At 69.1% G+C, this 24,199-nt stretch carries 25 protein-coding genes; 11 read left to right on the forward strand and 14 right to left on the reverse strand.

The window, feature by feature from the left end:
• Window positions 1-169: 169 nt before the first annotated feature.
• Window positions 170-1,423: a glycosyltransferase family 4 protein gene (locus ACFWIW_RS33280; protein WP_378372111.1), complete on the reverse strand. Its 1,254-nt coding sequence runs from the start codon at window positions 1,421-1,423 to the stop codon at window positions 170-172.
• 108 nt (window positions 1,424-1,531) lie between these two features.
• Between ACFWIW_RS33280 and ACFWIW_RS33285 the strand changes: the two genes are divergently transcribed.
• Window positions 1,532-3,352 (forward strand): glycoside hydrolase family 2 protein, encoded by a 1,821-nt coding sequence (locus tag ACFWIW_RS33285; protein ID WP_378372112.1) that lies wholly within the window; start codon window positions 1,532-1,534, stop codon window positions 3,350-3,352.
• Here ACFWIW_RS33285 and ACFWIW_RS33290 read toward each other — a convergent pair.
• From ACFWIW_RS33290 to ACFWIW_RS33310, 5 genes are all read right to left on the reverse strand, one after another.
• A complete protein-coding gene (locus tag ACFWIW_RS33290; protein ID WP_378372113.1) occupies window positions 3,286-3,513 on the reverse strand; it encodes a hypothetical protein in 228 nt (75 codons plus the stop codon). The two genes, ACFWIW_RS33285 and ACFWIW_RS33290, sit on opposite strands and share 67 nt — an antisense overlap.
• Window positions 3,513-4,574, reverse strand: a complete 1,062-nt coding sequence (locus ACFWIW_RS33295; RefSeq protein WP_378372114.1) for a serine protease — start codon at window positions 4,572-4,574, stop codon at window positions 3,513-3,515. Before ACFWIW_RS33295 ends, ACFWIW_RS33290 begins: the two co-directional genes overlap by 1 nt.
• Before the next feature lie 227 nt (window positions 4,575-4,801).
• The gene (locus ACFWIW_RS33300) at window positions 4,802-5,287 is read right to left on the reverse strand and encodes a glutathione peroxidase (protein ID WP_378372115.1); all 486 of its coding nucleotides are present in this window, start codon (window positions 5,285-5,287) and stop codon (window positions 4,802-4,804) included.
• Window positions 5,288-5,303: 16 nt separating this feature from the next.
• Window positions 5,304-6,815, reverse strand: a complete 1,512-nt coding sequence (locus ACFWIW_RS33305; RefSeq protein ID WP_378372116.1) for a 1,4-alpha-glucan branching protein domain-containing protein — start codon at window positions 6,813-6,815, stop codon at window positions 5,304-5,306.
• Window positions 6,812-7,585: a class I SAM-dependent methyltransferase gene (locus ACFWIW_RS33310; RefSeq protein ID WP_378372117.1), complete on the reverse strand. Its 774-nt coding sequence runs from the start codon at window positions 7,583-7,585 to the stop codon at window positions 6,812-6,814. The genes ACFWIW_RS33305 and ACFWIW_RS33310 overlap by 4 nt, the downstream gene beginning before the upstream one ends.
• 70 nt (window positions 7,586-7,655) lie before the next feature.
• Between ACFWIW_RS33310 and ACFWIW_RS33315 the strand changes: the two genes are divergently transcribed.
• A complete protein-coding gene (locus ACFWIW_RS33315; RefSeq protein WP_378372118.1) occupies window positions 7,656-8,096 on the forward strand; it encodes a hypothetical protein in 441 nt (146 codons plus the stop codon).
• Here the strand turns inward: ACFWIW_RS33315 and ACFWIW_RS33320 are convergent.
• On the reverse strand, window positions 8,077-8,928 hold the full coding sequence (locus ACFWIW_RS33320) for a DegV family protein (protein WP_378372119.1): 852 nt from the start codon (window positions 8,926-8,928) through the stop codon (window positions 8,077-8,079). The two genes, ACFWIW_RS33315 and ACFWIW_RS33320, sit on opposite strands and share 20 nt — an antisense overlap.
• A gap of 243 nt (window positions 8,929-9,171) precedes the next feature.
• Between ACFWIW_RS33320 and ACFWIW_RS33325 the strand changes: the two genes are divergently transcribed.
• The 4 genes from ACFWIW_RS33325 (at window position 9,172) to ACFWIW_RS33340 (ending at window position 12,802) form a co-directional block, all read left to right on the forward strand.
• Entirely contained in the window at window positions 9,172-9,957 is a 786-nt protein-coding gene (locus ACFWIW_RS33325; RefSeq protein ID WP_378372120.1) for an electron transfer flavoprotein subunit beta/FixA family protein, read from the forward strand.
• Between the two features lie 26 nt (window positions 9,958-9,983).
• Window positions 9,984-10,943 (forward strand): electron transfer flavoprotein subunit alpha/FixB family protein, encoded by a 960-nt coding sequence (locus ACFWIW_RS33330; protein WP_378372121.1) that lies wholly within the window; start codon window positions 9,984-9,986, stop codon window positions 10,941-10,943.
• A 177-nt stretch (window positions 10,944-11,120) separates the two neighbouring features.
• Window positions 11,121-11,903: a GNAT family N-acetyltransferase gene (locus ACFWIW_RS33335; RefSeq protein WP_378372122.1), complete on the forward strand. Its 783-nt coding sequence runs from the start codon at window positions 11,121-11,123 to the stop codon at window positions 11,901-11,903.
• The gene (locus ACFWIW_RS33340; protein WP_378372123.1) at window positions 11,900-12,802 is read left to right on the forward strand and encodes a lysophospholipid acyltransferase family protein; all 903 of its coding nucleotides are present in this window, start codon (window positions 11,900-11,902) and stop codon (window positions 12,800-12,802) included. The genes ACFWIW_RS33335 and ACFWIW_RS33340 overlap by 4 nt, the downstream gene beginning before the upstream one ends.
• Window positions 12,803-12,847: 45 nt before the next feature.
• On the opposite strand, the gene ACFWIW_RS33345 is transcribed toward ACFWIW_RS33340, so the two are convergent.
• Window positions 12,848-13,738, reverse strand: a complete 891-nt coding sequence (locus ACFWIW_RS33345) for an NADP-dependent oxidoreductase (RefSeq protein WP_378372124.1) — start codon at window positions 13,736-13,738, stop codon at window positions 12,848-12,850.
• 133 nt (window positions 13,739-13,871) lie between these two features.
• Here ACFWIW_RS33345 and ACFWIW_RS33350 point away from each other — a divergent pair, with 133 nt between their 5' ends.
• From ACFWIW_RS33350 to mnmA, 4 genes are read left to right on the forward strand one after another with little or no spacing between them, the layout of a single operon-like run.
• Window positions 13,872-15,128, forward strand: a complete 1,257-nt coding sequence (locus ACFWIW_RS33350) for a LuxR C-terminal-related transcriptional regulator (RefSeq protein WP_378372125.1) — start codon at window positions 13,872-13,874, stop codon at window positions 15,126-15,128.
• 18 nt (window positions 15,129-15,146) lie between these two features.
• On the forward strand, window positions 15,147-16,541 hold the full coding sequence (locus tag ACFWIW_RS33355; RefSeq protein WP_378372126.1) for an MFS transporter: 1,395 nt from the start codon (window positions 15,147-15,149) through the stop codon (window positions 16,539-16,541).
• Between the two features lie 49 nt (window positions 16,542-16,590).
• Window positions 16,591-17,787, forward strand: a complete 1,197-nt coding sequence (locus ACFWIW_RS33360) for a cysteine desulfurase family protein (RefSeq protein WP_378372127.1) — start codon at window positions 16,591-16,593, stop codon at window positions 17,785-17,787.
• A 5-nt stretch (window positions 17,788-17,792) separates the two neighbouring features.
• Window positions 17,793-18,884 carry a tRNA 2-thiouridine(34) synthase MnmA gene (gene mnmA / locus ACFWIW_RS33365; RefSeq protein ID WP_378372128.1) on the forward strand — a complete coding sequence of 364 codons (1,092 nt, stop codon included), beginning with the start codon at window positions 17,793-17,795 and terminating at the stop codon, window positions 18,882-18,884.
• A gap of 60 nt (window positions 18,885-18,944) precedes the next feature.
• Here mnmA and ACFWIW_RS33370 read toward each other — a convergent pair whose 3' ends face one another.
• The 6 genes from ACFWIW_RS33370 to ACFWIW_RS33395 all read right to left on the reverse strand — a co-directional run bounded on the left by ACFWIW_RS33370 (window position 18,945) and on the right by ACFWIW_RS33395 (window position 23,027).
• Window positions 18,945-19,379 carry a hypothetical protein gene (locus tag ACFWIW_RS33370; RefSeq protein WP_378372129.1) on the reverse strand — a complete coding sequence of 145 codons (435 nt, stop codon included), beginning with the start codon at window positions 19,377-19,379 and terminating at the stop codon, window positions 18,945-18,947.
• Window positions 19,376-19,585: a hypothetical protein gene (locus ACFWIW_RS33375; protein WP_378372130.1), complete on the reverse strand. Its 210-nt coding sequence runs from the start codon at window positions 19,583-19,585 to the stop codon at window positions 19,376-19,378. The genes ACFWIW_RS33370 and ACFWIW_RS33375 overlap by 4 nt, the downstream gene beginning before the upstream one ends.
• A 6-nt stretch (window positions 19,586-19,591) precedes the next feature.
• On the reverse strand, window positions 19,592-20,269 hold the full coding sequence (locus tag ACFWIW_RS33380; RefSeq protein WP_378372131.1) for a Crp/Fnr family transcriptional regulator: 678 nt from the start codon (window positions 20,267-20,269) through the stop codon (window positions 19,592-19,594).
• Window positions 20,270-20,392: 123 nt separating this feature from the next.
• On the reverse strand, window positions 20,393-20,836 hold the full coding sequence (locus tag ACFWIW_RS33385; RefSeq protein WP_378372132.1) for a GNAT family N-acetyltransferase: 444 nt from the start codon (window positions 20,834-20,836) through the stop codon (window positions 20,393-20,395).
• Complete coding sequence (locus ACFWIW_RS33390) at window positions 20,833-21,870, reverse strand: MBL fold metallo-hydrolase (RefSeq protein ID WP_378372133.1); 1,038 nt, start codon at window positions 21,868-21,870, stop codon at window positions 20,833-20,835. Before ACFWIW_RS33390 ends, ACFWIW_RS33385 begins: the two co-directional genes overlap by 4 nt.
• A gap of 347 nt (window positions 21,871-22,217) precedes the next feature.
• Window positions 22,218-23,027, reverse strand: a complete 810-nt coding sequence (locus tag ACFWIW_RS33395; RefSeq protein WP_378372134.1) for a phospholipid scramblase-related protein — start codon at window positions 23,025-23,027, stop codon at window positions 22,218-22,220.
• A gap of 121 nt (window positions 23,028-23,148) precedes the next feature.
• Here ACFWIW_RS33395 and ACFWIW_RS33400 point away from each other — a divergent pair, with 121 nt between their 5' ends.
• Entirely contained in the window at window positions 23,149-24,186 is a 1,038-nt protein-coding gene (locus ACFWIW_RS33400; protein ID WP_378372135.1) for a methionine synthase, read from the forward strand.
• Window positions 24,187-24,199 lie beyond the last annotated feature (13 nt).

Genomic DNA, 24,199 nt, shown 5'->3' on the forward strand with positions numbered 1-24,199 from the left:
TTTCGGGACATCAGACGTCGCGAAAGTGGCTTTCGCGACATGCCCTCGGCGACGGCCCCTGCCGACGTTGCGAAAGCCACTTTCGCAACCTTCAACGTTGCGAACGTGGCTTTCGCAACACGAAAGCCAGCACCCGACCCGCCGCATTCAGAGGACTGAATACGAGCGATCAGGGCTCGAAGGCGTTCCCGGTCGCGATCTTCGGCCGCCCCAGTTCCACCGGTTCCCCGACGCGAGCCCGCCGGTAGACCGCGACGGTCGCTTCGGCGATCCGCCCCCAGTCGAAATCCGCGGCCAGCCGCGATTGCGCGGTCAGCGCCCGCCGGGCGGCGGCGACCTCGTCGTCCAGCACCGCCTCGACGGCGTCCCCGAGCGCCTCGACGTCGCCGGGGCTGAACGCCAGGCCGGTCTCTCCGTCGACGACGACCTCGCCGAGCCCGCCCGCGGTCGAAGCCACCAGCGGCGCCTTCGCGGCGGCGGCCTCCAGCGCGACGATCCCGAACGGTTCGTACCGGCTGGGCAGCACGACGGCGTCGGCCGCGGCCAGCACGGCGCGCAGTTCGCGGTCGGACAGATGCCCGACGAAGTCCACCGCGCGCCGGACCCGCAGCTTGCGGGCCTGGTCGACCAGTTCCTCCAGATGCCTGCCCTTGCCGGCGACGACCAGCCGCGTCCCCGGTTTGGCGCGCCGGATCCGGGGGAGCGCGGCGAGCAGGTCCTGCACGCCCTTCTCCCATTCCAGCCGTCCGAAGTAGAGCAGCAGCGGCGCGCCGGAGGGGCTGTAGACCTCGCGCGCGTGCGCCACCTCCTCCTCGGGCACCTGCCAGGTGCGTTCCTCGATGCCGTTGTGGATCACGGTGACGGCGTCGCCGTCGACCTCGAACAGATGCGCCACCTCGCGGCGCATGGCCTGCGAACAGGTGATCAGCGCGTCCGAGCGGTTCGCGAGCCACCACTCGACCGAGTGCACCTGCTGGTTCAGCGGATGCGAGAGCCAGCCGGAGTGCCGTCCGGCCTCGGTGGCGTGGATCGTGCCGACCAGCGGCACCCGCGCGGCCTCCGCGATCGCGATCGCGGGGTGGGTGACCAACCAGTCGTGCGCGTGGACCACGTCCGGCTGCCAGGTGCGCAGCAGGTCGGTGGCCGCGCGGACCATCGCGTGCCCCATGGCCAGCGTCCACGCGACGAGGTCCCGTTCGAAGGTCACGTGCATCGGGTCTTCGGCGACCCGGATGATCCGGACGCCTTCGACCACTCGATCGGTCCTCGGATGGGTCTCGGCGTCGGTGCCCGCCGTGTGACGGCACAGGACGACCACGTCGTGCCCCTGCCGGGCGAGATGCCGGGCGAGGGCATGGACGTGCCGTGCGAGTCCGCCGACGACCACGGGTGGGTACTCCCACGACAACATCAGCACGCGCATGGGTGGAGGTTACTCGTGAGTCGGTCGGCACCGGGACGGGGCGATCACCCCCGCAGGTGAAGCCGATCGAGGGCGACAGGGGCGGCGATCTTTGCCACCATCGGGTCGATGACCTCCTCGGTGAACGTGGCCGGACCGGCCCTCAAGACCGTCGAACCGGTGCTCTCGACGCCGTGGTCCGCGCAGGTCGGACCGGGCAACGCGCTGCCGGAGTACCCACGTCCCCGGCTGGTCCGCGAGCGCTGGCTGAACCTCAACGGTGTCTGGGAGTACGCGGGCAGCGGCGCGCCACGCCGCGACGGGTACGGCGAGCGGATCCTGGTGCCGTTCCCGCCGGAGTCGGCGCTCTCCGGTATCGGACGGCGGGACGAAACGCTCTGGTACCGCAAGGTTTTCCACGTCCCGTCCGAATGGGACGGTCAGCGGGTGCTGCTCCATTTCGGCGCCGTCGACCAGTCCGCCGAGGTCTGGGTGAACAACCAGAAGGTCGTCGTCCACGAAGGCGGATACACGGCCTTCAGCGCCGACATCACCGACGTCCTGCGCCCGTCGGGCTCGCAGGAACTCACCGTCCGCGCGACGGACCGGACCGACGCCGCGACGCATCCCGTCGGCAAGCAGCGGAACGACCCGGAAGGGATCTTCTACACCGCCGCGTCGGGTATCTGGCAGACCGTCTGGCTGGAGCCGGTGCCGTCCGCGTACATCCGGGAGCTGCCGCTGACCCCGGATCTCGAAGGGGTGACGGTTGTGCCCAAGGTCACAGGCGGAGCCCGGGTGGAGGTGATCGTCAGCGAACCCGATGGCCAGGAAGTGGCACGCGTCTCCGGAGACATCGGACAGCGTTTACGCGCGGAGGTGCCTTCGCCGCGCCTGTGGACGCCGCACGATCCGCATCTCTACGACCTCCAGGTCCGCCTGCTCGACGAGAGCGGCAACGTGCTCGACGTCGTCGAGTCCTACACCGGGCTCCGCACGATCGGGACGGTGGCCGACGCCGAGGGCAGGCCCCGGATCGCGCTCAACGGCCGGATCACCTTCCTCCACGGCCCGCTCGACCAGGGTTACTGGCCGGACGGGATCCACACCGCCCCCACCGACGAAGCGCTGCGGTTCGATCTGGAGAAGACCAAGGAACTCGGCTTCAACTTCGTCCGCAAACACGTCAAGGTCGAGCCGGAACGCTGGTATCACTGGGCGGACCGGCTTGGCCTGCTCGTCTGGCAGGACATGCCGTCGCTCACCGTCTCCTTCGACGGCCCGCCCGGGACCGCGCCCGACCCGGTTCCCGAGGCGCAGGAGCGGTTCGAAGCCGAGCTGACCGAGATGATCGAGCAGCTGCGCGGGGTGACCTCGATCGTCGGCTGGGTGCCGTTCAACGAGGGCTGGGGAGAATTCGACACCGCGCGGATCGCGAAGCTGGTGAAGGACCTCGACCCGACCAGGCTCGTCGTCGCGAACAGCGGGGTGAACTGCTGCTTCTCGCGGCCGGACGAGGGCGCGGGCGACGTCTACGACGACCACACCTACGTCGGGCCGGGGAAACCCGCGGTGAAGGACGGCAGGGTGATCGTCGACGGTGAGTACGGCGGTCTCGGCCTGGTCGTCGACGAGCACCGCTGGCCCGGGGAACCGCAGGCCTATGAGATGACGCTGACCTCGGCAGAGCTGACGAAACGCTATGCCGAGGTCAGCGAGAACCTCGAACGGATCGTCGCCGGAACCGGCCTTTCCAGCGCGATCTACACCCAGACCACCGACGTCGAGAACGAGGTCAACGGCCTGCTCACCTACGACCGGCGGGTGATGAAGGCGGACCCGGCGACCGTCGCCGCCCGCAATCGCGCGGTCATCGAGGCGGGTCAGTCCGGCCGAGCCTCCACCGGACCGCCGGAATCACGGATCCGGACGGGCACTCCGAGCAGCTGAGAAGGCAGCCGCCCGGAGTCGTGACCGGGGGTCATCCACACGTCGATCGTGGGTGCCCCCTCGGCCTCGCCCTGTCCGACCCCGACCACTCCGGGGACGTCGTCGAGCCACCGGGACGCCGCCACGAGGGCGGCGTCGACATCCGGCACGTCTTCGGCCACTACGGGTGCACCTTGATCCCGAGCGCGGCCTCGACCAGCGTGATCCGGTTGATCACGGTGACCACCGGCGAACCGGCGAACAGCAGGCCGACGGCGTTCTCGCTCAGATCCGCCACGATGCTGCCCGAGTCGCCGCCCGCCGACATGTCGGTGGTGAGCAGCTGCTGCGCGAACCGGGCCACCCGGCCGCCGCCGTAGTTCACGTCGACGGTGGCGTTGATGTTCGTGATCCGCCCCGTGGTCCAGTTCGTGGTCCGGCCGGTCTTCTGCACCACCGTGCCGACCGCGGGGGCCACGTTGGTGCCCTTGAGGTCGCCGACCCAGAAGATCCGCCGGTCGAGGTCGTGGAACTGGCCCTCGGCGATGGCGGCGTCGACGAAGTTCAGCGGCACCGGCTGGCCCGCGGCGATGAACTTGATCGGCACGAACCGGCTCAGCCTGGCGATGACGTCGGTGGGGACGACACCGCCGTCGAACGGGCCGGGCTGCAGGATGGGATCGCCGATGGCGGCGGCGTTGGAGTTCGCCAGCACGTGGTTGTTGCTCAGGATGTAATACCTCGGCGGTTTGCCGGGCAGCGCCGTCGCGTCGTAGACGGCGGTGCCGTAGGTGCCGGCGGTGATCTTGAAGTGGCCGACGCTCAGGCCGCCGAACGCCGGGCGGAACCGCTTGGCGAGGGTGAACGGGCCGACCTGCTCACGGGCGAGTTCGTCGGGCCGGGCGAGTGTCGGAGCCTGGGGCTCGTCGAGCATCGTGGCGGCGCCGTTCACCTTCGGCGCGGCGATGCTGCGACCGGCCTGGAGCACGCCGACCTCTTGGACGTCGGTGGGCACCCCGGACAGTGCCGCCGGGACGAGGTCGTCCTCACGCAGCATCTCGTGCGGCATCTTCGTGTCGACGAGGACGGTGATCGCCTTCTCGCCGGTGTCCTGGCCCCCGGACCATTTGGTGCCGAGCGCGACACCCACCACGTTCTGCCGGTTCAGCAACGACTCCTCTTCGGCCGCCTGCACGCTCGCGAGGGAGAGGAAATCGTCCGGGATCATATTGTTCTCGATCATGTCGGCCACACTTTTCCTGTTGTCGGCGTTGACGAAGTGCGGGACTCCCGACGAAAGAGTGTTCCCCTGTCCGCGGGGTGGCGCCATAGTGCAATCGGGTACGGCGCTTCACCCGCGAATGTCAGTATTTTCCTTGTGTGGCAAGGGTTTGTGATCGAGCAACCGGACATCGCGCGAGCTGCCGGGATATTCGGGGACTTTGGTCCCCGAATACCCGGAAAAAGGTGTCAGCCGATCGTGGCGTCGATCGCCTTGGTGATCGCTTCGTCCTCGGGTTCGGTGCGCGGGCGGAACCGTCCCACCACTTCACCGGACGGGGCGACGAGGAACTTCTCGAAATTCCACTGGACGTCGCCGGCGGCGCCCTCCGCGTCGGCCGCCTTGGTCAGTTCGGTGTAGAGCGGGTGACGGCTTTCCCCGTTCACGTCCAGCTTTTCGAACAGCGGGAACGAAACGCCGTACGTCGTCGAGCAGAAGGTCTGGATCTCCTCCGCGGTGCCCGGCTCCTGGCCCGCGAACTGGTTGCACGGGAACCCGACGACGGAGAAACCCTTGTCCGCGTAGCGTTCCTGCAGCTTCTCCAGCCCGGTGTACTGCGGCGTCAGGCCGCATTTCGACGCCACGTTCACCACCAGCAGCGTCTTGCCTTCGAGCGCGCCGAGCGTCGTGTCCTCGCCGGCGAGCGTCTTCAGCGGAATGTCGTGGATCCCCATGGTGGTGCCCCTTTCGTCATTTCCTCAGCAGATCACGCGCGTCGACATGGCCGAACGGCCCGTCGTCGCGCCGGAACGCGGCCGCGGTCTCCCGCGCGCGGTCGAGCGCACCGTTGCGGAGCAGCCCCGCGAGGGTGTCGAACCGTTCGGTGTGCACTTTCGCCCTCCGCCGCGCGTAGTCGGCGGCGGAATCCTTGGTGACCATGAACGCCCAGTCGCTCGAAAGCGCCAGCATCGCTTCGGCGACGGCCTGGTCGCGGACGGCGTCGCGCGTCGTCGTGTCCATTCCGGCGACGAGGTCGAGCATGCGGTCCTGCAACGCGGTGTTGTCCCGCACCATGTCGGCGACCTGCTCGCCGTCCCAGACCCGCCAGTCCTTGCCCGAACCCCACGACGACGCCGGGAGGTCGACCTTCCCGCCGAGGTGGCCGGCTTCGAGCGCGCCCTTGAGCGTCGTCACGCGGACGCCTGCTTCGGGCAGCGCCCGCAGGACGCCTTCGAGCCAGGCCGGGCCCTCGTGCCACCAGTGTCCGAAGAGTTCCGTGTCGTACGCGGCGACGACGAGCGATTCGCGGCCGTGCTCGGCCTTGAGCGAACGCAGCCGGGCGACGACGGTGTCGACGAAGTCCTGGACGTGACCGCCGAGGGTGGCCGTCGCCATCGCCGGGTCGTACGGCGCCTTGTCCGGCGGCTCGACGGTCTTGCCGGTCACCCGCGACGGTTTGAGGCCGACCTCGTGCGCCCAGGTGTGGAAGTCGCGATAGGCGGCATGGCCGGGATATCCGGCCTTCGGCGACCAGACTCGGTACGTGACTTCGAGGTCGCGGCCGAAGCAGACGACGTCGGAGTCGCCGACGGTCCGCGCCGCCGAAGTGTCGCCGTGCAGGGAGGGGCCGTCGACCATGAACCGCTGGACACCCGCGGCGGCGTACCCGGCCTCCATACCGGGCGCGTAACCGCACTCAGGCGCCCAAATGCCTTCGGGACGCCGCCCGATCCGCAGCGCGGTGTCGGCCAGGCCTCCCCGCAGCATGAAGTCGCGGACCGCCGGGTCGAGCAACGGCTGGAACGGATGGGCCAGCGGACCGCCGAGCAGTTCGATCGTCCCGCTGTCCACAAAGGACCGGAGGATCGGCGAGAAGCCGTGGCGCCAGCTGGTTTCGAGCTCTTCCGAGGCCTTGAGCGCCGTCCGGTACTCGCTCGCCGCGAGGTCGCGCAGCAGCGGGTCGCCGCGCCACAGCGTGGAGGCGTGCCAGGAGCGCAGCTGCCAGTGGCCGAGCCAGTCGTGGAAGGCGTCGATGCAGTACGGGTCGTCGAGCTGGGCGGCGAGGATCGGCGTCATCCCGAGGGTGAGGACGTCTTCGCGGCCCTCGTCGGCGAAGCGGCGCAGGAGATCGACCATCGGCAGATAGGAGTGCGCCCACGCCTGGTAGAGCCATTCCTCGCCGACCGGCCAGGATCCGTGATGCGGCAGCCACGGCAGGTGGCTGTGCACGACGAGGCAGAACGTGCCCTCGTACTCACTCATCGGCGCACCGCCACGGCGACCAGGTCGAGGCTGGCGTCGAGGTCTTCACCGTGGATCGCGAAGTCCGCGGCCTGGATGCCTTCGACGTCGGCGAGCAGTTCCGGCGGCCAGGTCGCCTGCCCGGGCAGCTGCCCCATGACGACGTCGAGCTGGGCGTCGATGATCGAACCGCCGTACTTGGCGTCGAGTTTCGCGACGCCCTCGCCGTGGTGGAGGCCGTGCAGGGTCTCGACCTCGAAACCGGCCTCACGCAGCAGACCGTCCAATTCGGACGGTGCGAGCTCCCTGGTGTGGAACGGGTTGAGCGGGGTGTCGCTGTCCGGCGTGAAGGTCAGCCGGTTGGGCGTGGTGACGATCAGCCGTCCGCCGGGGGAGAGCACGCGGCGGCATTCGGCGAGGAAGGCACCCTGGTCCCAAAGGTGCTCGATCACCTGGAAGTTGGCGACGACGTCGACCGAGGCGTCCCGCAGCGGCAGGAACACCAGGTTCGCCCTGGTCACGCCGATGCCGGGGTAGCGGCGGGCGACGTGTTCGGTGGTGGGGACGTCGTAGTCGAGGGCGAGCACCCGCTCGGCGACCGTGGCGATGAGCCCGGCGCCGTAGCCCTCACCACAGCCGGCCTCCAGGACGGTCTTGCCTTCGCACAGCGGCAGGAGCTTTTGATACGCGGCCTCGTGGCGCCGGAACCAGTAGTTCTCCTCGGCGATGCCCGGCACGGTGCGTTCACCGGTGAGGTGCAGCGCTTCGGCCCTGGTGGCTGGGGTGGTCACGCCGCGACCCTACCGGCCGGTCACTTCGACCCGTGTGTCACGTTTCGCGGCGCTGTCCAGTCCAGGAGGTATGCAACGGACATTCACCCGCGTACTGCTCGTCGTCTTCGGCCTCGTCGAACTGCCCGTCGGGCTGTGGCCGCTGGTCAGCCCGGACGGCTTCTACCGGGACTTCCCGGGCTTCCGCACCGGCTGGGTGGCGATGGACGGCCCCTTCAACGAACACCTGATCCGCGACTTCGGCGGCCTCAACCTCGCGCTCGCGGCCATCCTGATCGGCGCCGCCGTGATCGGGACGACCGCCGTGGCCAGGCTCGCCGCGCTCGCGACCTTCCTGTTCGGACTGCCGCATTTCCTTTACCACCTCGGTCACGTCTCGCATTTCGAGCCGGTGGACCAGGTGCTGATCGTCGCGACGACGGCGCTGGGCGCGGTGCTCCCGATCGTGGTGGCGCTGATCCCGTCGCGGGTGTCGATTCCAAAAGAAGGGGCTACACCGGCGACACCGTGATGCCGATGGCGCCGGGCCCGAGGTGGGCGCCGAGGATCATGCTGGCGTCCACCAGGGTGCTGTCGACCATATGCGGCAGCCGCGCCCGCAGCCGCCCGCCGATCTCGAGGTCGCGTTCGTCCGGGCCGAACCGGGTGATGGCGACCTCGACCTCCCGGTCGCCCGCGCATTCCACCGCGAGGTCGACGAGTTTGTTGAGCGCCCGCCGCTGCCCCGGCACCCGGGTCAGCGGGGCGACCTCGCCGTTCTTCAGCGTCAGCAGCGGTTTGATCGAGAACGCCGAGCCGAGGAACGCCTGCGCCGCCCCGATCCGGCCGCCGCGGCGCAGGAACTCCAGCGTGTCGACGTAGAGGATCTCCCGGCTGCCGCGGAACCGGCGTTCGGCCGCGTCGATGACGCGGGTGGCCTGCCCGCCGGCGGCGGCGACCTTGGCCGCCGAGGTCGCCGCGAAACCGAGGCTCATCCCGGTGGTCCCGCTGTCGAGGACGTGCACCGGGACGTTCACCTGCTGGGCGGCCTCGCGGGCGGCGTTCACCGTCTCGGACATCCGTCCCGAGATGTGGACGCTGACGATCGCGGACGCGCCCTTGCTCGCGGCGTCCTGGAACGCCCAGAAGAACGCGGCGACCTCGGGCGGCGCCGTCTTCACCGGTGTCCCGGCCCGCAGATGGCCGATGATTTCCTCGCGGTCGTAGCGGTTCTCCTCGTCGAACTGCTCTCCGACCTGCAGTTGGACCTGAACGACGCCGATTCCCCAGCGTTCGGTGACGGAGGCGGGAAGGCAGGCGGTCGAGTCCGTGATCACGGCGACGGGGCCGGGCATGGAACGCATGGTGGGGCAGGTTATCCCTTCACCACTTCCACCAGTACCCCGGAATACGGCCGTTCGGGTTAGTCGGCCGGTTACACTCACTTCCGGGTGAATTACCTGGACGATGGTCCCACTAAAACGTGCATCCAGGTGAATGAGGTCACCTCGGCGGGCCGCGGCGCTGAAATGGCCCTAATCTACCGGCCAGTAGAGCTGTTGCCCCGTGGCCGACGCCGGCCACTAACGGGAGGTCGAAGTAGACCCATGACGAACATCGTTGTCCTGGTCAAGCAGGTACCGGACACCTACTCGGAGCGGAAGCTCTCCGGTGCCGACAACACTCTTGACCGCGAATCCGCCGACGCCGTGCTCGACGAGATCAACGAGAAGGCCGTCGAAGAAGCCCTGAAGATCAAGGAAGCCGGCGAGGGCGAGGTCACCGTCGTCTCGGTGGGTCCCGACCGCGCGACCGACGCGATCCGCAAGGCGCTGTCCATGGGTGCCGACAAGGCCATCCACGTCTCCGACGAGGCCCTGCACGGCTCCGACGCGATCGCCACCGCCAAGGTGCTGGCCGCCGCGATCTCCAAGGTCGAAGGCTTCGACCTGGTCATCACCGGTAACGAGGCCTCCGACGGCCGCGGTGGCGCCGTGCCTGCGATCATCGCCGAGCTGCTCGGCCTGCCGCAGCTGACCCACGTGAACGAGCTGACCGTCGACGGCACCTCGATCAAGGCCGACCGCTACACCGAGGACGGCGTCACGCACCTCGAGGCGAACCTGCCCGCGGTAGTGAGCGTCGGCGAGAAGATCAACGAGCCGCGCTACCCCTCCTTCAAGGGCATCATGGCCGCCAAGAAGAAGCCGGTCGAGACGCTGACCGTCGCGGACCTGGGTGTCGACGCGAGCGAGGTCGGCCTCGGCAACGCGTGGTCGTCCGTGCTCGAAGCCTCCCCGAAGCCGCCGCGCACCGCCGGTGAGCGCGTCGAGGACGAGGGCGACGGCGGCAGCAAGGTGGCCGCCTACCTGGTCGCGCAGAAGCTCATCTGAGACAGGTTTCGAGGAGGAATAGGGAAATGGCTGAAGTACTCGTCCTCGTCGACCACGTCGACGGTGAAGTCAAGAAGGTCACGCTCGAGCTGCTGACCGCCGCTCGTGAACTGGGTGAGCCGTCCGCGGTCGTCGTCGGCCCGACCGGCACCGCCGCCAAGGCGAAGGAAGCCCTCGCCGCGCACGGCGCCGCCAAGGTGTACGTCGCCGAGGGCGACAACGCCACCGGCTTCTTGGTCACCCCGAAGGTGGACGTCCTCGCCGCGCTGGCGGAGCGGACCTCCCCGGCCGCCGTGCTCGTCGCCGCCAGCGCCGAGGGCAAGGAGGTGGCCGCCCGGGTCGCGGTCCGCCTCGGCTCCGGTCTGCTGTACGACGCCGTCGGCGTGAACAGTGACGGCAGCGTCGACCAGTCCATCTTCGGTGGCGCGTTCTCCGTGAAGTCCAAGTCCACCAAGGGTGCCCCGGTCATCTCGGTCCGCCCGGGCGCGGTCGAGGCCGCCCCGGCCGAGGGTGCGGCCGCCGAGGAGACCGTCGAGGTCCCCGCGGGTGACCCGGCGAAGTCCGCCAGGATCACCGGCGTCGAGCCGATCGTCGGTGGCGACCGGCCGGAGCTGACCGAGGCCTCGGTCGTCGTCTCCGGTGGCCGCGGTGTCGGCTCGGCCGACAAGTTCGACGTCGTCGAGGCGCTCGCCGACTCGCTCGGTGCCGCCGTCGGTGCTTCCCGCGCCGCCGTCGACTCGGGCTACTACCCGGCGCAGTTCCAGGTCGGCCAGACCGGTAAGACGGTCTCGCCGCAGCTGTACATCGCGCTGGGCATCTCCGGTGCGATCCAGCACCGCGCCGGTATGCAGACCTCGAAGACCATCATCGCGGTCAACAAGGACGCCGAGGCGCCGATCTTCGAGATCGCCGACTTCGGTGTGGTGGGCGACCTGTTCAACGTCGCGCCGCAGCTGACCGAAGAGGTCCAGAAGCGCAAGGGCTGAGTCCTTCGTTCGAAGAGGGGCCGTCCGGGGATTTATTTCCCGGACGGCCCCTTTTCCGTGACCGGGAAGTGACTTCTCATCCTGAGAGAAGCCTGAGAACCCGCAATTAACTGAACGTGCACTAATCGGCCATCGGGCGCATTGTCGTTGGTACCCCTCCAGGGGTAGACCTGGGTCATGACGACGTCACAGCTCCTCGTCAGTACTGACCAGGCAGGTGTCGAACTCCCGGCCGACGCGCCGCGTTACTCCCTTCTGGTGGCGAACGGAAACGAAGAAGTCGTCGCCGCGCAACGCCTCCGCCATCAGGTGTTCGCCGAGGAAATGGGAGCGACGCTCAATTCCCCCGAACCCGGCCTCGACGTCGACTACTTCGACGAGTTCTGCGATCACCTCGTGGTGCGGGACGACAACACCGGCGAGATCGTGGGCACGTACCGGATGTTGCCGCCCGATCGGGCCATGCGGGCGGGAAAGCTGTATTCCGACAGCGAATTCGATCTCACCGCGCTCGATTCGCTGCGTCCTTCGCTGGTCGAGACGGGCCGTTCGTGCGTGCACCCCGACCACCGCAGCGGTGCCGTGGTGAGCCTCGTCTGGGCGGGGATCGGCCGCTACATGCTGCTGGCCGGGCACCGGTATCTCGCGGGCTGCGCGTCCGTGCCGCTGACCGACGGCGGGGTCTACGCGGCGGGTGTCTGGGATGTCCTGCGCGCCAAGCACTACGCGGATGAATCCCTTCGGGTGACGCCACTGAACCCGTGGCCGTCCGAAGGCGTCGAGCGGCCCTCCCGCGCGATCCTCCCGCCGCTCATCAAGGGCTACACGCGCCTCGGCGCGAAGATCTACGGCCCGCCCGCGCTCGACGCGGATTTCGGGGTCGCGGACTTCTTCGTCCTGCTGGATCTGCACAACGTCGACGAGCGGTACCTCAAGTTCTTCCTGGGAGTGCAGGGATGACCCACGCCTGGATGCCGAAATCGCCGTGTGGCGACGGCTGCCTGACCGAAGGGGCGCCGACGGTCGCGTTCGGCCGGCGGGTCCTGCGGTTCACCGCGGCGATCGGCGTCGTCTTCGGTGCCTTCCTGAGCGCGCCGCTGGTGCTCGTGCTCCGCGGCATGCCCCGGGAACGGTTGGTGCGCCTGCTTTTCGCCGGGATCCTTCGGTCGTTCGGGGTGAAGCTGCGTGTGCTCGGCGACCAGCGGTTCCGCGCCGTGCCCGGCCGAGGCGCGCTCGTGGTGAACAACCACATCTCGTGGCTGGACATCATCGCGATCAACGCCGTCCAGCCGATGCGGGCGCTCGCGAAAAAGGAGGTCGGCGCCTGGCCGGTGCTCGGCCTGCTGGTGCGCCGCGGCGGCAGCATCTTCCTCGACCGGGAGAACCTGCGGAGCCTCCCCGCGACGATGGACGAACTCGCCGAGGCCATGCGCGGCGGATCACTCGTCAGCGTGACACCGGAAGGCACCACCTGGTGCGGTCTCGGCTCGGGCCGGTTCCGCCCCGCGACCTTCCAGGCCGCGATCGACGGCGGTGTCCCGGTGCGGCCGCTCGCGCTGCGGTTCCGGCTCGCCGACGGGCGGGAGACGACGCAGCCGGCGTTCATCGGGCCGGAGTCGCTGATCGCCTCGCTGCGGCGGGTCGCGGCTCTGCGCGGTCTGGTGCTGGAGGTGCACGTGTGCCCGGAGATCGCGCCGGGCCGCGCCGCGGACCGGCGGGAACTGGCCGCACTGGCGGAATCCGCGGTGCAGGCGGCGCTCGGCCGGGTGCAGATCCCGGTGCAGCGGCGGCGTCGCGCGGCCGCGGCACCGGCAGCGGTTCCGGCGGCTGTGGAGGTCCCGAAAGTGCCCAGCTCGTGAGTGGTAAGGACGGTTAGAACCGTCCTTACCACTCACGAGGCCTGCTCAGCCGAAGGTCAGCGTGATCTTCCCGCCCGCGTGACCGGTAACGCTTTCCCGGTGCGCCGCGGCGGCGTCGGCGAGCGCGTAACTCGACCCGAGCTTCAACTTCAGCCCTCGCGCGACCAGATCCTCAAGAACCGCTTGAGTTTCCGAGCCGCCCGCCGAGAACTTCAGCCCCTGCGCATAAGCCGCGGGGTCCGCGATGGTGATCAGCCGGTCGGGTGAGCCGAGCAGCTCGACGGAATCACCCAGGACACCGAAGCCCGCGGCGTCGAACACCGCGTCGACACCGTCCGGCGCGACCGAGCGGACCCGCGAGACCCAGCCGTCGCCGTACTGGACCGGCACCGCGCCGAGCGCCTTCACCTCGTCCAGCGACGACGCCCCGGCGAGCCCGACGACCGTGGCGCCCAGCGCGACGGCGGCCTGCGTCGCGATCCGGCCGACCTGGCCGCTCGCGCCGTGGATCACCACGGTCTCGCCCGGCTTGACCTCCAGTTCGCCCAGCACGCGCAACGCGGTTTCCCCGGCGATCGGCAGAGAGGCGGCTTCGGCCCACGACAGCCCGGCGGGTTTGCGGATGACCTTGCTCGCCAGCGCGTATTCGGCATACGCGCCGGTGTCCGACCAGCCGAAGACCTCGTCCCCGACGGCGAAATCGGCGCCCTCGCCCACCGCGTCCACCACGCCCGCCAGTTCCAGGCCGAGGATGTGCGGGAATTCGACCGGCCGGACCTCCGCCATGGCACCGGACCGGATCTTCCAGTCGATCGGGTTGACGCCGGCGGCCTTGACCGCCACCCGCACCTGGCCCTGGCCGGGCTCCGGCAGCGGGGCCTCGTCGAGCCGCAGGACGTCGGGTTCGCCGTACTGGGTGATGGTGATCGCTCGCATGTTCACTCCTATCGGATTTCTTCGCTGCGATCAGTCAACCGGCGCCCGGACCCCGCCCGAACCAGCCGGACGAGCAGTGTTCACTAGCCGGGAGAGCAGCGTCCCCGCGCCGGGACGCGCCTACTGTGGAGTCATGGATCCGCTGCAAGTGCTGAGCCAGGTCGAGTACGTGCTCGCCGCTCCGCGCCCCGAACTCCTGCCGCGTTTCTCCGCGACGGCCGCGGCCGTCCTGCCGCATCGCGCCGCCGCCATGGAGACCGGCGACTGCTCGCGCCTGCCGATCAAGGTCCACGGCGACGCGGAGATCACCGGCGCGGTCACGAGCGCCGAGCTTCAGCGGCTCGCCGCGCTCGGCGTCCCGGGCCAGGCCGTGGTGGCCGAAGAGACGCTCGGCGGGAAGCGCCGGAAGCTCGTCGTCCTCACCTCGGCACCGGTGATCGGCAAGGGCGCGATGATCGCGCTCGTCCCCACCGAGGACGAGCCAGCGGACAGCGCACTGGAGTTCGTCGCCAAACTGTGGGACATCGTCAGCGTGAACGCCGCCCAGCGCGCCACCGATCCCGAGCCCGCGGTCCTGGAGAGCAACATCGCGGCGGCGACCGCGCGGGCGCGGGCGATCACCGATCTGGGGCAGACCCACGCGACCACCTTGACCTCGCTGCTTTCGGTGCTGCGGTCCCGCAAGCTCGGCGACGCCGCCGCCCGGCAGACCGCGACCGACCTCGCCGCGACCGCGCTGGTCGAACTGCGCTCGATCGCCGACCGCGACCAGGAACTCTCGGCGGAGCCGGCGTCCGCGGCGTTCGACACCCTCGTCGCGCAGCTGGATCCCTTGGTACGCCATGGCGACGTGACCGTCGACCTCGCCGGTCCGGACGACCAACGGCCGCTCCCACAGGACATCGCGCACACCGCCCGCACGGTTTCGCGCGGTCTGGTGCTCGCCGCGCTGGAGCGGGGCAGCGGCCGGGTCCGGGCGTCCTGGCGTATCGACGGGCAGAACCTCCGCGTCACCGTGCGCGACGACGGCCCGGACGTCGCCCGCGCCGTGCCCGCCACCGGCCTCACCGAGCGGATCACGCCGCTCGGCGGCCGCTGGGAGGTCGACGCCGTGCCGGACTGGGGCGCCACGATCACCGCCGTCCTGCCGCTGGGTGTGCAGGAAACGCCGGAACTGCGCCCGCTCGACCGGCTGAACCCGCGCGAACTCGAAGTCCTCGCCGGGATCGCGCGCGGGAAACGCAACCGGCAGATCGCCGACGAGCTGGCGCTGACCGAGCACACGGTGAAGTTCCACGTGCGGAAGATCCTGGGGAAGCTGGAAGTCAGCTCTCGCGGCGAGGCCGCCGTGCTGGCGCGTGAGCTGCGCCTGGAGTCCGTCGGCGCTTGACCTCCACCGGAGTGGAGGTTGCAGGCTCGTCGTATGACGATCACTGGGGGCAAGGCCAAACCGAAGGGTGTGCTCTGGACACCTGAGCACCGCGTGACCACCATCGGGCTGCTGCTCATGGTCACGCTCATCGCGTTCGAAAGCATGGGCGTCGCCACCGCGATGCCGACGATGGTGGCCGATCTCGACGGTCTCGCGCTGTACGCCTGGCCGTTCACCACCTTCCTGGTGGCCAGCGTGGTCGCGACCGTCCTTTCCGGACGGCTCGGCGACCGCAAGGGCCCGGCTCCCGCGCTGCTCGCCGGCACCGCGCTGTTCGCCGCCGGGCTGCTGGTCGCCGGGCTCGCGCACGACATGCCGCTGCTCCTGCTCGGCAGGGCGTTGCAGGGCTTCGGTTCCGGGCTCCTGCTGGTCTCGGTGTCGCTGCTGATCGCGCTCACCTTCAGCGACCGGGAACGCCCGGTGATCTACGCCGCCAACGCCGCCGCGTGGGTGCTGCCGGCGGTGATCGGGCCGTCGGTCGCGGGCGTGGTGACGGTGAGCGTCGGCTGGCGATGGGTGTTCCTGGGGCTGATCCCGCTGACCGGGATCGGGCTCGCGCTGCTGATCGTCGTCACCCGCAAGCTGCCCCGGCACGAGCCCGCCGAGTCCGCGCGCCGCGCCGGGGTCGTACCCGCGGTGGTCGCTGCGCTCGGTGTCGCCGCGCTCACCTGGGCGGCGCAGCATCCGTCCCTCGCGGCGCTGGCCTACGGCGGCGCCGGCCTGATCGCCCTCGCGTACGCGCTCCGCAAACTCCTGCCCGCCGGGACGTTGTCGTCGCGGCCGGGGTTGCCGACAGTGATCGCCTCACGCGCGCTGATCGCGGGCGCGTACGCCGGGATGGAGGCGTACCTGCCGCTCACGATGACCGAGGTCCACGGCTACAGCCCCGCGCTGGCCGGGCTGCCGCTGACGGTGACCGCGCTGGGCTGGTCTGCGGGGTCGATGCTGCAGGGCCGCATGCTCGACTGGTCGCGCGAGGCGTCCCTGCGGACCGGGTTCGCGCTGGTCGCGGCCGGTCTGGCGATCTTCGTCTTCGTCCCGCTGCCCTCGTTCCCCGGCTGGATGGCGTTCGTGGCGTCGGCGATCGGCGGCTCCGGGATGGGCATCGCGATGCCCGCGATCTCGGTCCTGCTGCTCCGGTACTCGCCGGAGGCGGAACGCGGGTTCAACACCTCGGCGCTGCAGCTCGGCGACTGGGTCGGATCGGCCCTGACCATCGGTTTAGGCGGTGTCCTGCTCGCTTCGCTGGCCTCGGCGAAGGAGCCTTCGGTGGCGATCGTGGTGCTTTCGGTGGTGTTGACCGGCATCGCGTTGCTCGGGGTGCGGGTGACCGGCCGGTGGCCGTCGGATATGAGCGCCGCCACCCGCTGACCAGGGTGGGCTTGGTCACGCCCCGGAACGGGCTACCCTGAAGGATGCGATGACCTATCTCGACCACGCGGCGACCACCCCGATGTTGCCCGAAGCCGTAGCGGCGATGTCCGAGGCGCTGTCCACAGTGGGCAACGCCTCCGCGCTGCATTCCTCGGGACGCCGGGCCCGCCGCCGGGTCGAAGAAGCCCGCGAGGTGATCGCGGAGGCGCTGGGCGCCCGGCCGTCCGAGGTGATCTTCACCGCCGGTGGCACGGAGAGCGACAACCTCGCGGTCAAGGGCATCTTCTGGGCCCGCAACGGCGAGGACCCGAAGCGGAACAGGGTGCTGTGCAGCACCGTCGAGCACCACGCCGTCCTCGAGTCCGTCGAGTGGCTGGAGCAGCACGCGGGCGCCGAGATCGTCTGGGTCGAGGTCGACGAGGTCGGCCGGGTGACCCCGGAGTCGCTGCGCACCGCCATCGGCGAAAGCCCCGAGACGGTCGCGCTGGTCACCGTGATGTGGGCGAACAACGAGGTCGGCACGGTCAATCCGGTCGCCGCGCTCGCCGCCGTCTGCGCCGAACACGAGATCCCGCTGCACACCGACGCCGTCCAGGCCGTCGGCGCGGTGCCCGTCGACTTCGCCGAAAGCGGCGCCGCGGCGCTGACCCTCACCGCGCACAAGCTCGGCGGCCCGTACGGCGTCGGCGCGCTGCTGCTCGGGCGTGACACGGCGTGCGTGCCGGTGCTGCACGGTGGCGGCCAGGAGCGCAGCGTGCGTTCGGGCACGCTCGACGTTCCTGCGGTGATCGCGTTCGCGACGGCGGTGAAGGCCACGGTCGACGGGCGTGAGGAGTACGCGAAACGCGTCGCCGAACTGCGCGACGACCTGATCGAGGCCGTCCGGCGCGAGGTGCCGGACGTGGTGCTCAACGGCGGCGAGGGCGAGCGCCTGCCCACGCACGCCCATTTCACCTTCCCCGGTTGCGCGGGTGACAGCCTGTTGATGCTCTTGGACGCCAAGGGCATCGAATGTTCCACCGGATCGGCGTGCACGGCGGGGGTCGCGCAGCCGAGCCACGTGCTGCTGGCCATGGGTGCCGAACCCGCGGCCGCGCGCGGGTCGCTGCGGTTCTCGTTCGGGCATACCTCGGCGCCGGAAGACGTTGAAGCGGTTTCGAGGGAGATCGCGGGCGTCGTCGACAGGGCGAGGCAGGCGGGACTCGCCGGAATGCGCAAGCAGACGCAGAAGCAAGAGGTGTGAGGAAGATGCGCGTACTGGCCGCGATGAGCGGGGGAGTGGACTCGGCGGTGGCCGCCGCGCGCGCCGTGGACGCCGGGCACGAGGTCGTCGGCGTGCACCTGGCGCTTTCGGCGAAGCCCGGCACGCTGCGCACCGGATCCCGTGGCTGCTGCACGATCGAGGACTCGGGCGACGCGCGACGGGCGGCGGACATCCTCGGCATCCCCTTCTACATCTGGGACTTCGCCGAGCGCTTCACCGAAGAGGTCATCGAGACCTTCGTCGGCGAGTACGCCGCCGGCCGGACGCCGAACCCGTGCGTCACCTGCAATGAGAAGATCAAGTTCGAGGCGTTGCTGGACAAGGCGATGGCACTCGGCTTCGACGCCGTCGCCACCGGGCACTACGCCCGTCTGTCCCTTGTGGACGGTGTACCCGAGCTGCGGCGCAGCGTCGACACCGGCAAGGACCAGTCCTACGTGCTGGCTTCGCTCACCCCGGAGCAGCTGCGGCATTCGCTGTTCCCGCTCGGCGATTCGTGGAAGACCGACGTCCGCGCCGAGGCCGCGAGCCGTGGCCTGTCGGTGGCGAAGAAGCCGGACAGCCACGACATCTGTTTCATCCCGGACGGCGACACGAAGAGCTTCCTGGAGAAGCGGCTCGGGCAGCGTCCCGGACAGCTCGTCGACGCGGAGACCGGCGCCGTGCTCGGCGAGCACACCGGCGTGCACGGTTTCACCGTCGGCCAGCGCAAGGGCCTCGGCATCGAGGCGCCGGCGCCGGACGGGCGGCCGCGCTACGTGCTGTCGCTGGAGCCGGTCTCGGGCACCGTGAAGGTCGGTTCCGCGCGGGATCTCGGCGTGAACGTGATCGAGGCGGACCGCCCGATCTGGCCCAGCGAGCGGCCGCTGGACGGCCCGACCGAATGTGTCGTCCAGGTGCGCGCGCACGGCGGGATCGTCGAGGCCGTCGCGGAGGTTTCCGGCGACTCGGTCACCATTCAGCTGCGCGAGTCGCTGCGCGGAGTCGCGCCGGGGCAGGTCGTCGTGCTGTACCGCACCGATGCCGCTGAAGGCGACCTTGTGCTCGGCAGCGCGAAGATCTCCAGCACTCGCTGACCCCCCGCATTTCGTCCTCTGAATGCGGTCCTTGCGCGTGCAACTACTCCTGTCGGCACGTTATTGACGTAGATAGGATTGAATCCTGGTGATATCTGTCAGATCCTTTTTGCGCAGTAGTTCCTGCTTGTACCTAAGTACGTCACTCAGGCGGGCGAACCGAAGACTCCCGATTACCTCTGCGTTGTCTATCAATTGATTTGCGTCCCAGTGGTTCGTGATCCATCCGGCGGAGAACTGGAGGCGGCCATTGTTCAGGTGCCAAACGGGATCGCCGCTGTATCTGCCTACTCCCAGGGTGCCAGTTTTCCTCGCAAAGTCCATGACAGCGCCGCGGGCGACTATGTCCAGGTCGTGAACGATCGCCCGTAGTCCGTGAGCGAGCAAGGGTGCGCTCCCGAATATGACGAACTGGTCCGGGTCGAGCTCCAGTTCCATGAGCTCGTGAATCAGCTCGTTGTCGCACACCTGTGCTGCCTCGGCGATCGTGGTCACGGCTGTTCCTTGTCGTCGAGTTGTGATGTCGACCTTCGGCCGATCAGGCCACGCATCGCCAGGATGATCTTTGGGCGCTCCGCCGGTTTGCTGTTCTTGATGGCTGCTTTGAACATCATCAACCTGATGAGCTGGTGAACGATCAAACCGATCACGGGGATGATGATGGCCCATGCGTTCGTGGCGTGCTCCAGTATGAACGACACGAGCAATCACCACGATGAGGTGGGATTGCCGTCGGCTATTTTGCGCAGCGCGTCGGCGTCGGTCAAGCGGAGCTGAAATCGTCCGGTGTTGACCAGTCCGCTTTCCTTGAAGACGCGGATGATCTTCTTTGTCGCTTCGATCGAGGCGCCGGTCATCGAAGCTAGGTCCTTCTGGCTCAGGCGAATGGTCGGAACGCTGTCGATGATTTCGCACAGCCCATTCTGGTAAAGCTCGATTATTGCTTTCGCCAGCCGACGTTCCATCATCAGATCGGAATCGGAGATCTTGCGGGTTGCTTCCCCGAGTCGCTTGCGGACTGCCGCGTGCAAGGCTCGCTCCGCCCTGCGGTTCTGATCAAGGAAGGCTCGCAGTTCGTTTGCCGGGACGTGAAGTGCTTCAACCTCGCCCCAGGCGATCACTGTCGCTGACCGTGGCTGATCATCGATCACGCCCAGTTCGCCGATCGTCTCCCCGGGGCCTCGAAGGGCCACGATCCGAGGAGGTTGGCCGGTGGTGACCTTGACGTGCCCCTTCTTGATGAGCAGCAGGAAGTCACTCGCCTCGCCCTCACGCATGAAGACGTGGCCATCGCCGCGCCGCAACGTGCTCCCGATGCGTTCGAGGGTTAGTACCTCTTCGTCGTCGAGGAGCCAGCTACTCTCGCCAAGGTGAGTATCGTCCACACATGAAAGTGTATTCGTACCCTTTGAATGGTGCAATAGGCTGCGCAGAGGTGCGACCTGGCGGGTCGGCAGGTCACCCTGCAAGTGAATCAAGGAAGTTCCGGGGCGCCGAGGTGGAAGAAGTCAGAACTTCAGCTTGAAGCCGGTGTGCGTCGCCTCGAAGCCGAGGCGCTCGTAGAAGCGGTGCGCGTCCTCGCGTTTCACGTCCGACGTCAGCTGCACGAGGGCGCAGCCCCGCCGCCGCGATTCGTCGATGGCCCACGCCATCAGCTCGCCGCCGAGACCGGAACCGCGATGGCTCGCCCGCACCCGGACGGCCTCGATCTGCCCGCGCAGCGCGCCTTTCCTCGCCAGGCCGGGAATGATCGACAGCTGGAGCGTTCCGACGGCCTCCCCGTCGTCGTCGGCGACGATCAGCAGCTGCGCCGGATCGGCGTCGATCTGCTCGAAGGCCTTCAGATACGGCGTGAGGTCGTCGGCCGAATCACGGGTGCTGCCGATCTGGTCGTCGGCGAGCATCCCGACGATCGCCGCGACGTCTTCCCGGCGTGCTTGACGGATGATCATGACGCGTAGTGTCGCACCCCGTCGGTCTCGGTCGCGGTGAGTTTCCCTTGCGCCACCAGCAGGTCCAGATGCGAACCGGTCTCGAGGACGGCGAGCATCTGGTTGAACGGGTCCATGTCGGGCAGCTTGCGCTGTTTGCGCGTCCAGCCCAGCCGCAGCGCGACCTCGTACGCCGTCGTGACGTCCTCGGTGATCTCGGCGCCCATGACTTCGAGCCGGTCGCGGTGGTGCTCCAGCAATTCGTCCACGCGGGCGTGGACGCTGCCGGTGACGGGGCCGTGCGCGGGGAGCATGCGCCGGTCCGGCATCTCGCGGACCAGCCGCAGGGAGTCGAGGTAGTCGCTCAGCGGCAGTTCGGTGGGCACCGGCTGGAAGCCGATGGACGGCGTGATGTGCGGCAGCACGTGGTCGCCGGAGAACACCAGCCCCGCCTCGTCGTCGACGAAGACGACGTGGCCGTCCGTGTGGCCCGGCGTGTGCACGACGTCGAATTCGCGGCCGGGCACGATCGCGCGTTTGCCGGGGACGAGCCACTCGTCGGGCTGCTCCCACAGATGCGCCTCGGTGTGCCGGACGCCGCCGAAGGCCTTGGCGAGCTCCTCGACGACGGGGTCCGCGCCACAACGCTGGAGCAGGCCGACCTGCGCTTCCATCGGGAACCGGTCCGGATCGCCGGAGCGCACCAGCGACGGCTCTTCCCGTTTCCCGAGCCCGAGCTTGCCGCCGAACTCGCGGCGAAGCTCCACGGCGAGGGTGTAGTGATCGCGATGCACGTGGGTGATCAGGAACTCGTCGATGTCGCCGAGATCCGCGCCGAGCGCCTTCAACCCGCGCGAAAGCCGCTCGCGCGCCGACTCCAGCGCCCAGCCCGAGTCCACGAGGACCAGGCGGGTGCCGTCGGTGACGACGTAGACGTTGACCGCGCGCAGTGCGTCCTGCGGCAGGGGCAGCGGGATCCGGTGGATCCCCGGCGAAACCGTGTAGACGCCTGGCTCGGCCCAGTCCCGTTCGCCGTCTTCGGGCAACGGCTCCATGGTGACCTCCGTCCCGGACGCACTCCGCTGTGCCGCCCAGTCCCCCCACTTTGTGCCGCCGGAAGCCGAGTGTCCACTTGAGCGGGGTGAGACCCCGGTCACTACGGAAGGGTGGTTTCGCGTGTCTGGCGGGACGACATGCGTGATCAGATGGACGACACACGTGTCCAGGAGGACGACGCGCGGCGGACCCGGCTGCGGGCACGTGTCGTCCCTCCAGTCACGCGTGTCGTCCGTCTGATCACACGTGCCGTCCAACTCAGACGCGCGAAGCGTCCGGTTCGGTCTGGGGCCTCGTGAGTGGTAGCGACGGTTCTAACCGTCCTTACCACTCACGAGGCGCATCCTCAGCCCTTGTCGTCCTGCTTCAGCGCGGTGTCGATGGTCAGCGCGGAAGCGACCACCATCGACGCCAGCGGATCCCGCAGCGGCCGGTGGATCTCGACGACGTAGTTGTCGGCGGTGGTGAACGCGGCCTTCACGAAACCGCCCCAGGTCTTCGTGATCCGCGCGATCTCGACGTCGGCGTGGTCCTTGATCGCGAAGTTCCACGCCCGCCAGTTCTCCGCGAAGATCCCGCCGACCTTCTGGCCGTTCACCACGAACCCCAGCCGGATCTTGCCGAAGACGTTCTCCTGCACGATCTCCCCGATGGGGGAGTCGTCGGCCTTCGTCACCAGGAACCGGGATTTGAACACCTTCGCGGGCCGCGTCACCTTCAGCACGGTGCTGTGGTTCGCGTCGCGGATTTCGAAGCGGTGGGTCAGGAACTGGTCGTAGTTCGTGAGCAGCCGGATGGCCTTCTTCAACGTGCTCTGCCCGACTTGGACGACGCCGCCGAGCCGGTTGCCGTTCTGGTCGAACACGCCGAACTCGTTCGACATCTCGATGAGTTTCGCGCGCTGGTTGACCACCAGCACGGGTTCGGAGAACAGCGTTCCGCCGCCGACCACCCCGGTGGCCCGGCCTTGGGTGCCCCTCGCCGCCTGCGCCCGGATCTTGTCCGGGTCGGGCGCGCCTTCGATGTCCAGCTCGATCATCTCGGCGTCGTGCGACGGCCGCGTGTTCGCGGTCCAGGCCTGCCCGTCCCACCACCGGTACACCCGGGGGTTCTGCTGGTCGGGATACCAGCCGGCGGGCTGTGGAGAGCTCGTCATGGCAGGTCAGCGTAATGCGCTCAGTGCCGTCGCGGGCTCGTCGACGGCAATTGCGTCGAATGTCCGTGTCCTCGGCGTGCCCCGCCTCCTCACACACTCGGACCAAGGGGAGAATCCGGGTGTGAACGAACGACCTTGGCCCCCTGGCGCGGCCACCGCGATCGGTTCCCTGCCCGGTACCGATCCGGTCGAGGCCGCTTCGATCGTGTTCGGCGAACTGCCCGAATTCCCCTGTATGCCCGAACTTCCCGCCCGCGGCGTCGGTGCCGACATGATCGGCCGCACGGCGGCGCTGCTGGTCGACCTCGCCGTCGAGGTGGTGCCGAGCGGCTATCGGGTCGCCGCCCGTCCTGGGCACGATCACCGTCGGGCCGTCGACCTGATGAACTGGGACCTCGACGCCGTCCAGGAAGCGAGGGAGAAGGCGGGCGCCGCGCCGCCCGCCTTCAAGATCCAGGTGGCCGGCCCGTGGACGCTCGCGGCGAACGTCGAATTGCCGCGCGGGCACCGCGTCCTCACCGACAAGGGCGCGTTGCGTGATTTCGCCGCGTCGCTGCTCGACGGATTGGCCGGGCACGTCGAGGAACTGAAGTCGCGCATCGGCTCGCCCGTCGTGATCCAGTTCGACGAACCGTCGCTGCCCGCGGTCCTCGCCGGTGACCTCCCGACGGCGTCCGGCTACGGCACCGTTCCCGCCGTGCCCGCGCCGGAGGCCCGCGAACTGCTGTCGACGGTGATCTCAGGAGCGGAGCGCATCACCGGTCAGCCGGTCGCGGTGCACTGCTGCGCCGAAAAGCCGCCGATCTCGTTGCTGCGCGCGGCGGGGGCGAAGGCGATCGCGTTCGATTTCGCCTTGCTGAAAGGTGCTTCGCCCGCGCTGCTCGACGAAATCGGCGAGACGCTGGACTCCGGCACGACGCTGATGCTCGGCCTCGTCCCCACCACCGACCCCGGCGTTCCGGTGGAGCTGCGCGACGTGGTCTCGCCCGTGCTCAAACTCGTCGACCGGCTCGGTTTCCGCCGCGAGATCCTCGCGGAGCAGGTCGTGCCGACCTCGGCGTGCGGGCTCGCGAGTGCCACTCCCGAGTGGATGCGCCGCGCGCTCACGCTCAGCCGTGAGGCCGGCAAGGCTTTCACCGAACCGCCTGAAGGCTGGTGAGCGGCGCGGTAGC

The organism is Amycolatopsis sp. NPDC058340 (assembly GCF_042723975.1).
In the GTDB taxonomy this organism is placed as follows: Bacteria; Actinomycetota; Actinomycetes; order Mycobacteriales; family Pseudonocardiaceae; genus Amycolatopsis.

Excerpts from the sequence above, each read along its gene's own strand:
- ACFWIW_RS33280 (WP_378372111.1), bottom strand. The coding sequence starts at position 1,423 with ATGCGCGTGCTGATGTTGTCGTGGGAGTACCCACCCGTGGTCGTCGGC.
- ACFWIW_RS33285 (WP_378372112.1), top strand. The coding sequence starts at position 1,532 with ATGACCTCCTCGGTGAACGTGGCCGGACCGGCCCTCAAGACCGTCGAA.
- ACFWIW_RS33295 (WP_378372114.1), bottom strand. The coding sequence starts at position 4,574 with ATGATCGAGAACAATATGATCCCGGACGATTTCCTCTCCCTCGCGAGC.
- ACFWIW_RS33300 (WP_378372115.1), bottom strand. The coding sequence starts at position 5,287 with ATGGGGATCCACGACATTCCGCTGAAGACGCTCGCCGGCGAGGACACG.
- ACFWIW_RS33305 (WP_378372116.1), bottom strand. The coding sequence starts at position 6,815 with ATGAGTGAGTACGAGGGCACGTTCTGCCTCGTCGTGCACAGCCACCTG.
- ACFWIW_RS33315 (WP_378372118.1), top strand. The coding sequence starts at position 7,656 with ATGCAACGGACATTCACCCGCGTACTGCTCGTCGTCTTCGGCCTCGTC.
- ACFWIW_RS33320 (WP_378372119.1), bottom strand. The coding sequence starts at position 8,928 with ATGCGTTCCATGCCCGGCCCCGTCGCCGTGATCACGGACTCGACCGCC.
- ACFWIW_RS33325 (WP_378372120.1), top strand. The coding sequence starts at position 9,172 with ATGACGAACATCGTTGTCCTGGTCAAGCAGGTACCGGACACCTACTCG.
- ACFWIW_RS33330 (WP_378372121.1), top strand. The coding sequence starts at position 9,984 with ATGGCTGAAGTACTCGTCCTCGTCGACCACGTCGACGGTGAAGTCAAG.
- ACFWIW_RS33335 (WP_378372122.1), top strand. The coding sequence starts at position 11,121 with ATGACGACGTCACAGCTCCTCGTCAGTACTGACCAGGCAGGTGTCGAA.
- ACFWIW_RS33340 (WP_378372123.1), top strand. The coding sequence starts at position 11,900 with ATGACCCACGCCTGGATGCCGAAATCGCCGTGTGGCGACGGCTGCCTG.
- ACFWIW_RS33345 (WP_378372124.1), bottom strand. The coding sequence starts at position 13,738 with ATGCGAGCGATCACCATCACCCAGTACGGCGAACCCGACGTCCTGCGG.
- ACFWIW_RS33350 (WP_378372125.1), top strand. The coding sequence starts at position 13,872 with ATGGATCCGCTGCAAGTGCTGAGCCAGGTCGAGTACGTGCTCGCCGCT.
- ACFWIW_RS33360 (WP_378372127.1), top strand. The coding sequence starts at position 16,591 with ATGACCTATCTCGACCACGCGGCGACCACCCCGATGTTGCCCGAAGCC.
- mnmA (WP_378372128.1), top strand. The coding sequence starts at position 17,793 with ATGCGCGTACTGGCCGCGATGAGCGGGGGAGTGGACTCGGCGGTGGCC.
- ACFWIW_RS33385 (WP_378372132.1), bottom strand. The coding sequence starts at position 20,836 with ATGATCATCCGTCAAGCACGCCGGGAAGACGTCGCGGCGATCGTCGGG.
- ACFWIW_RS33390 (WP_378372133.1), bottom strand. The coding sequence starts at position 21,870 with ATGGAGCCGTTGCCCGAAGACGGCGAACGGGACTGGGCCGAGCCAGGC.
- ACFWIW_RS33395 (WP_378372134.1), bottom strand. The coding sequence starts at position 23,027 with ATGACGAGCTCTCCACAGCCCGCCGGCTGGTATCCCGACCAGCAGAAC.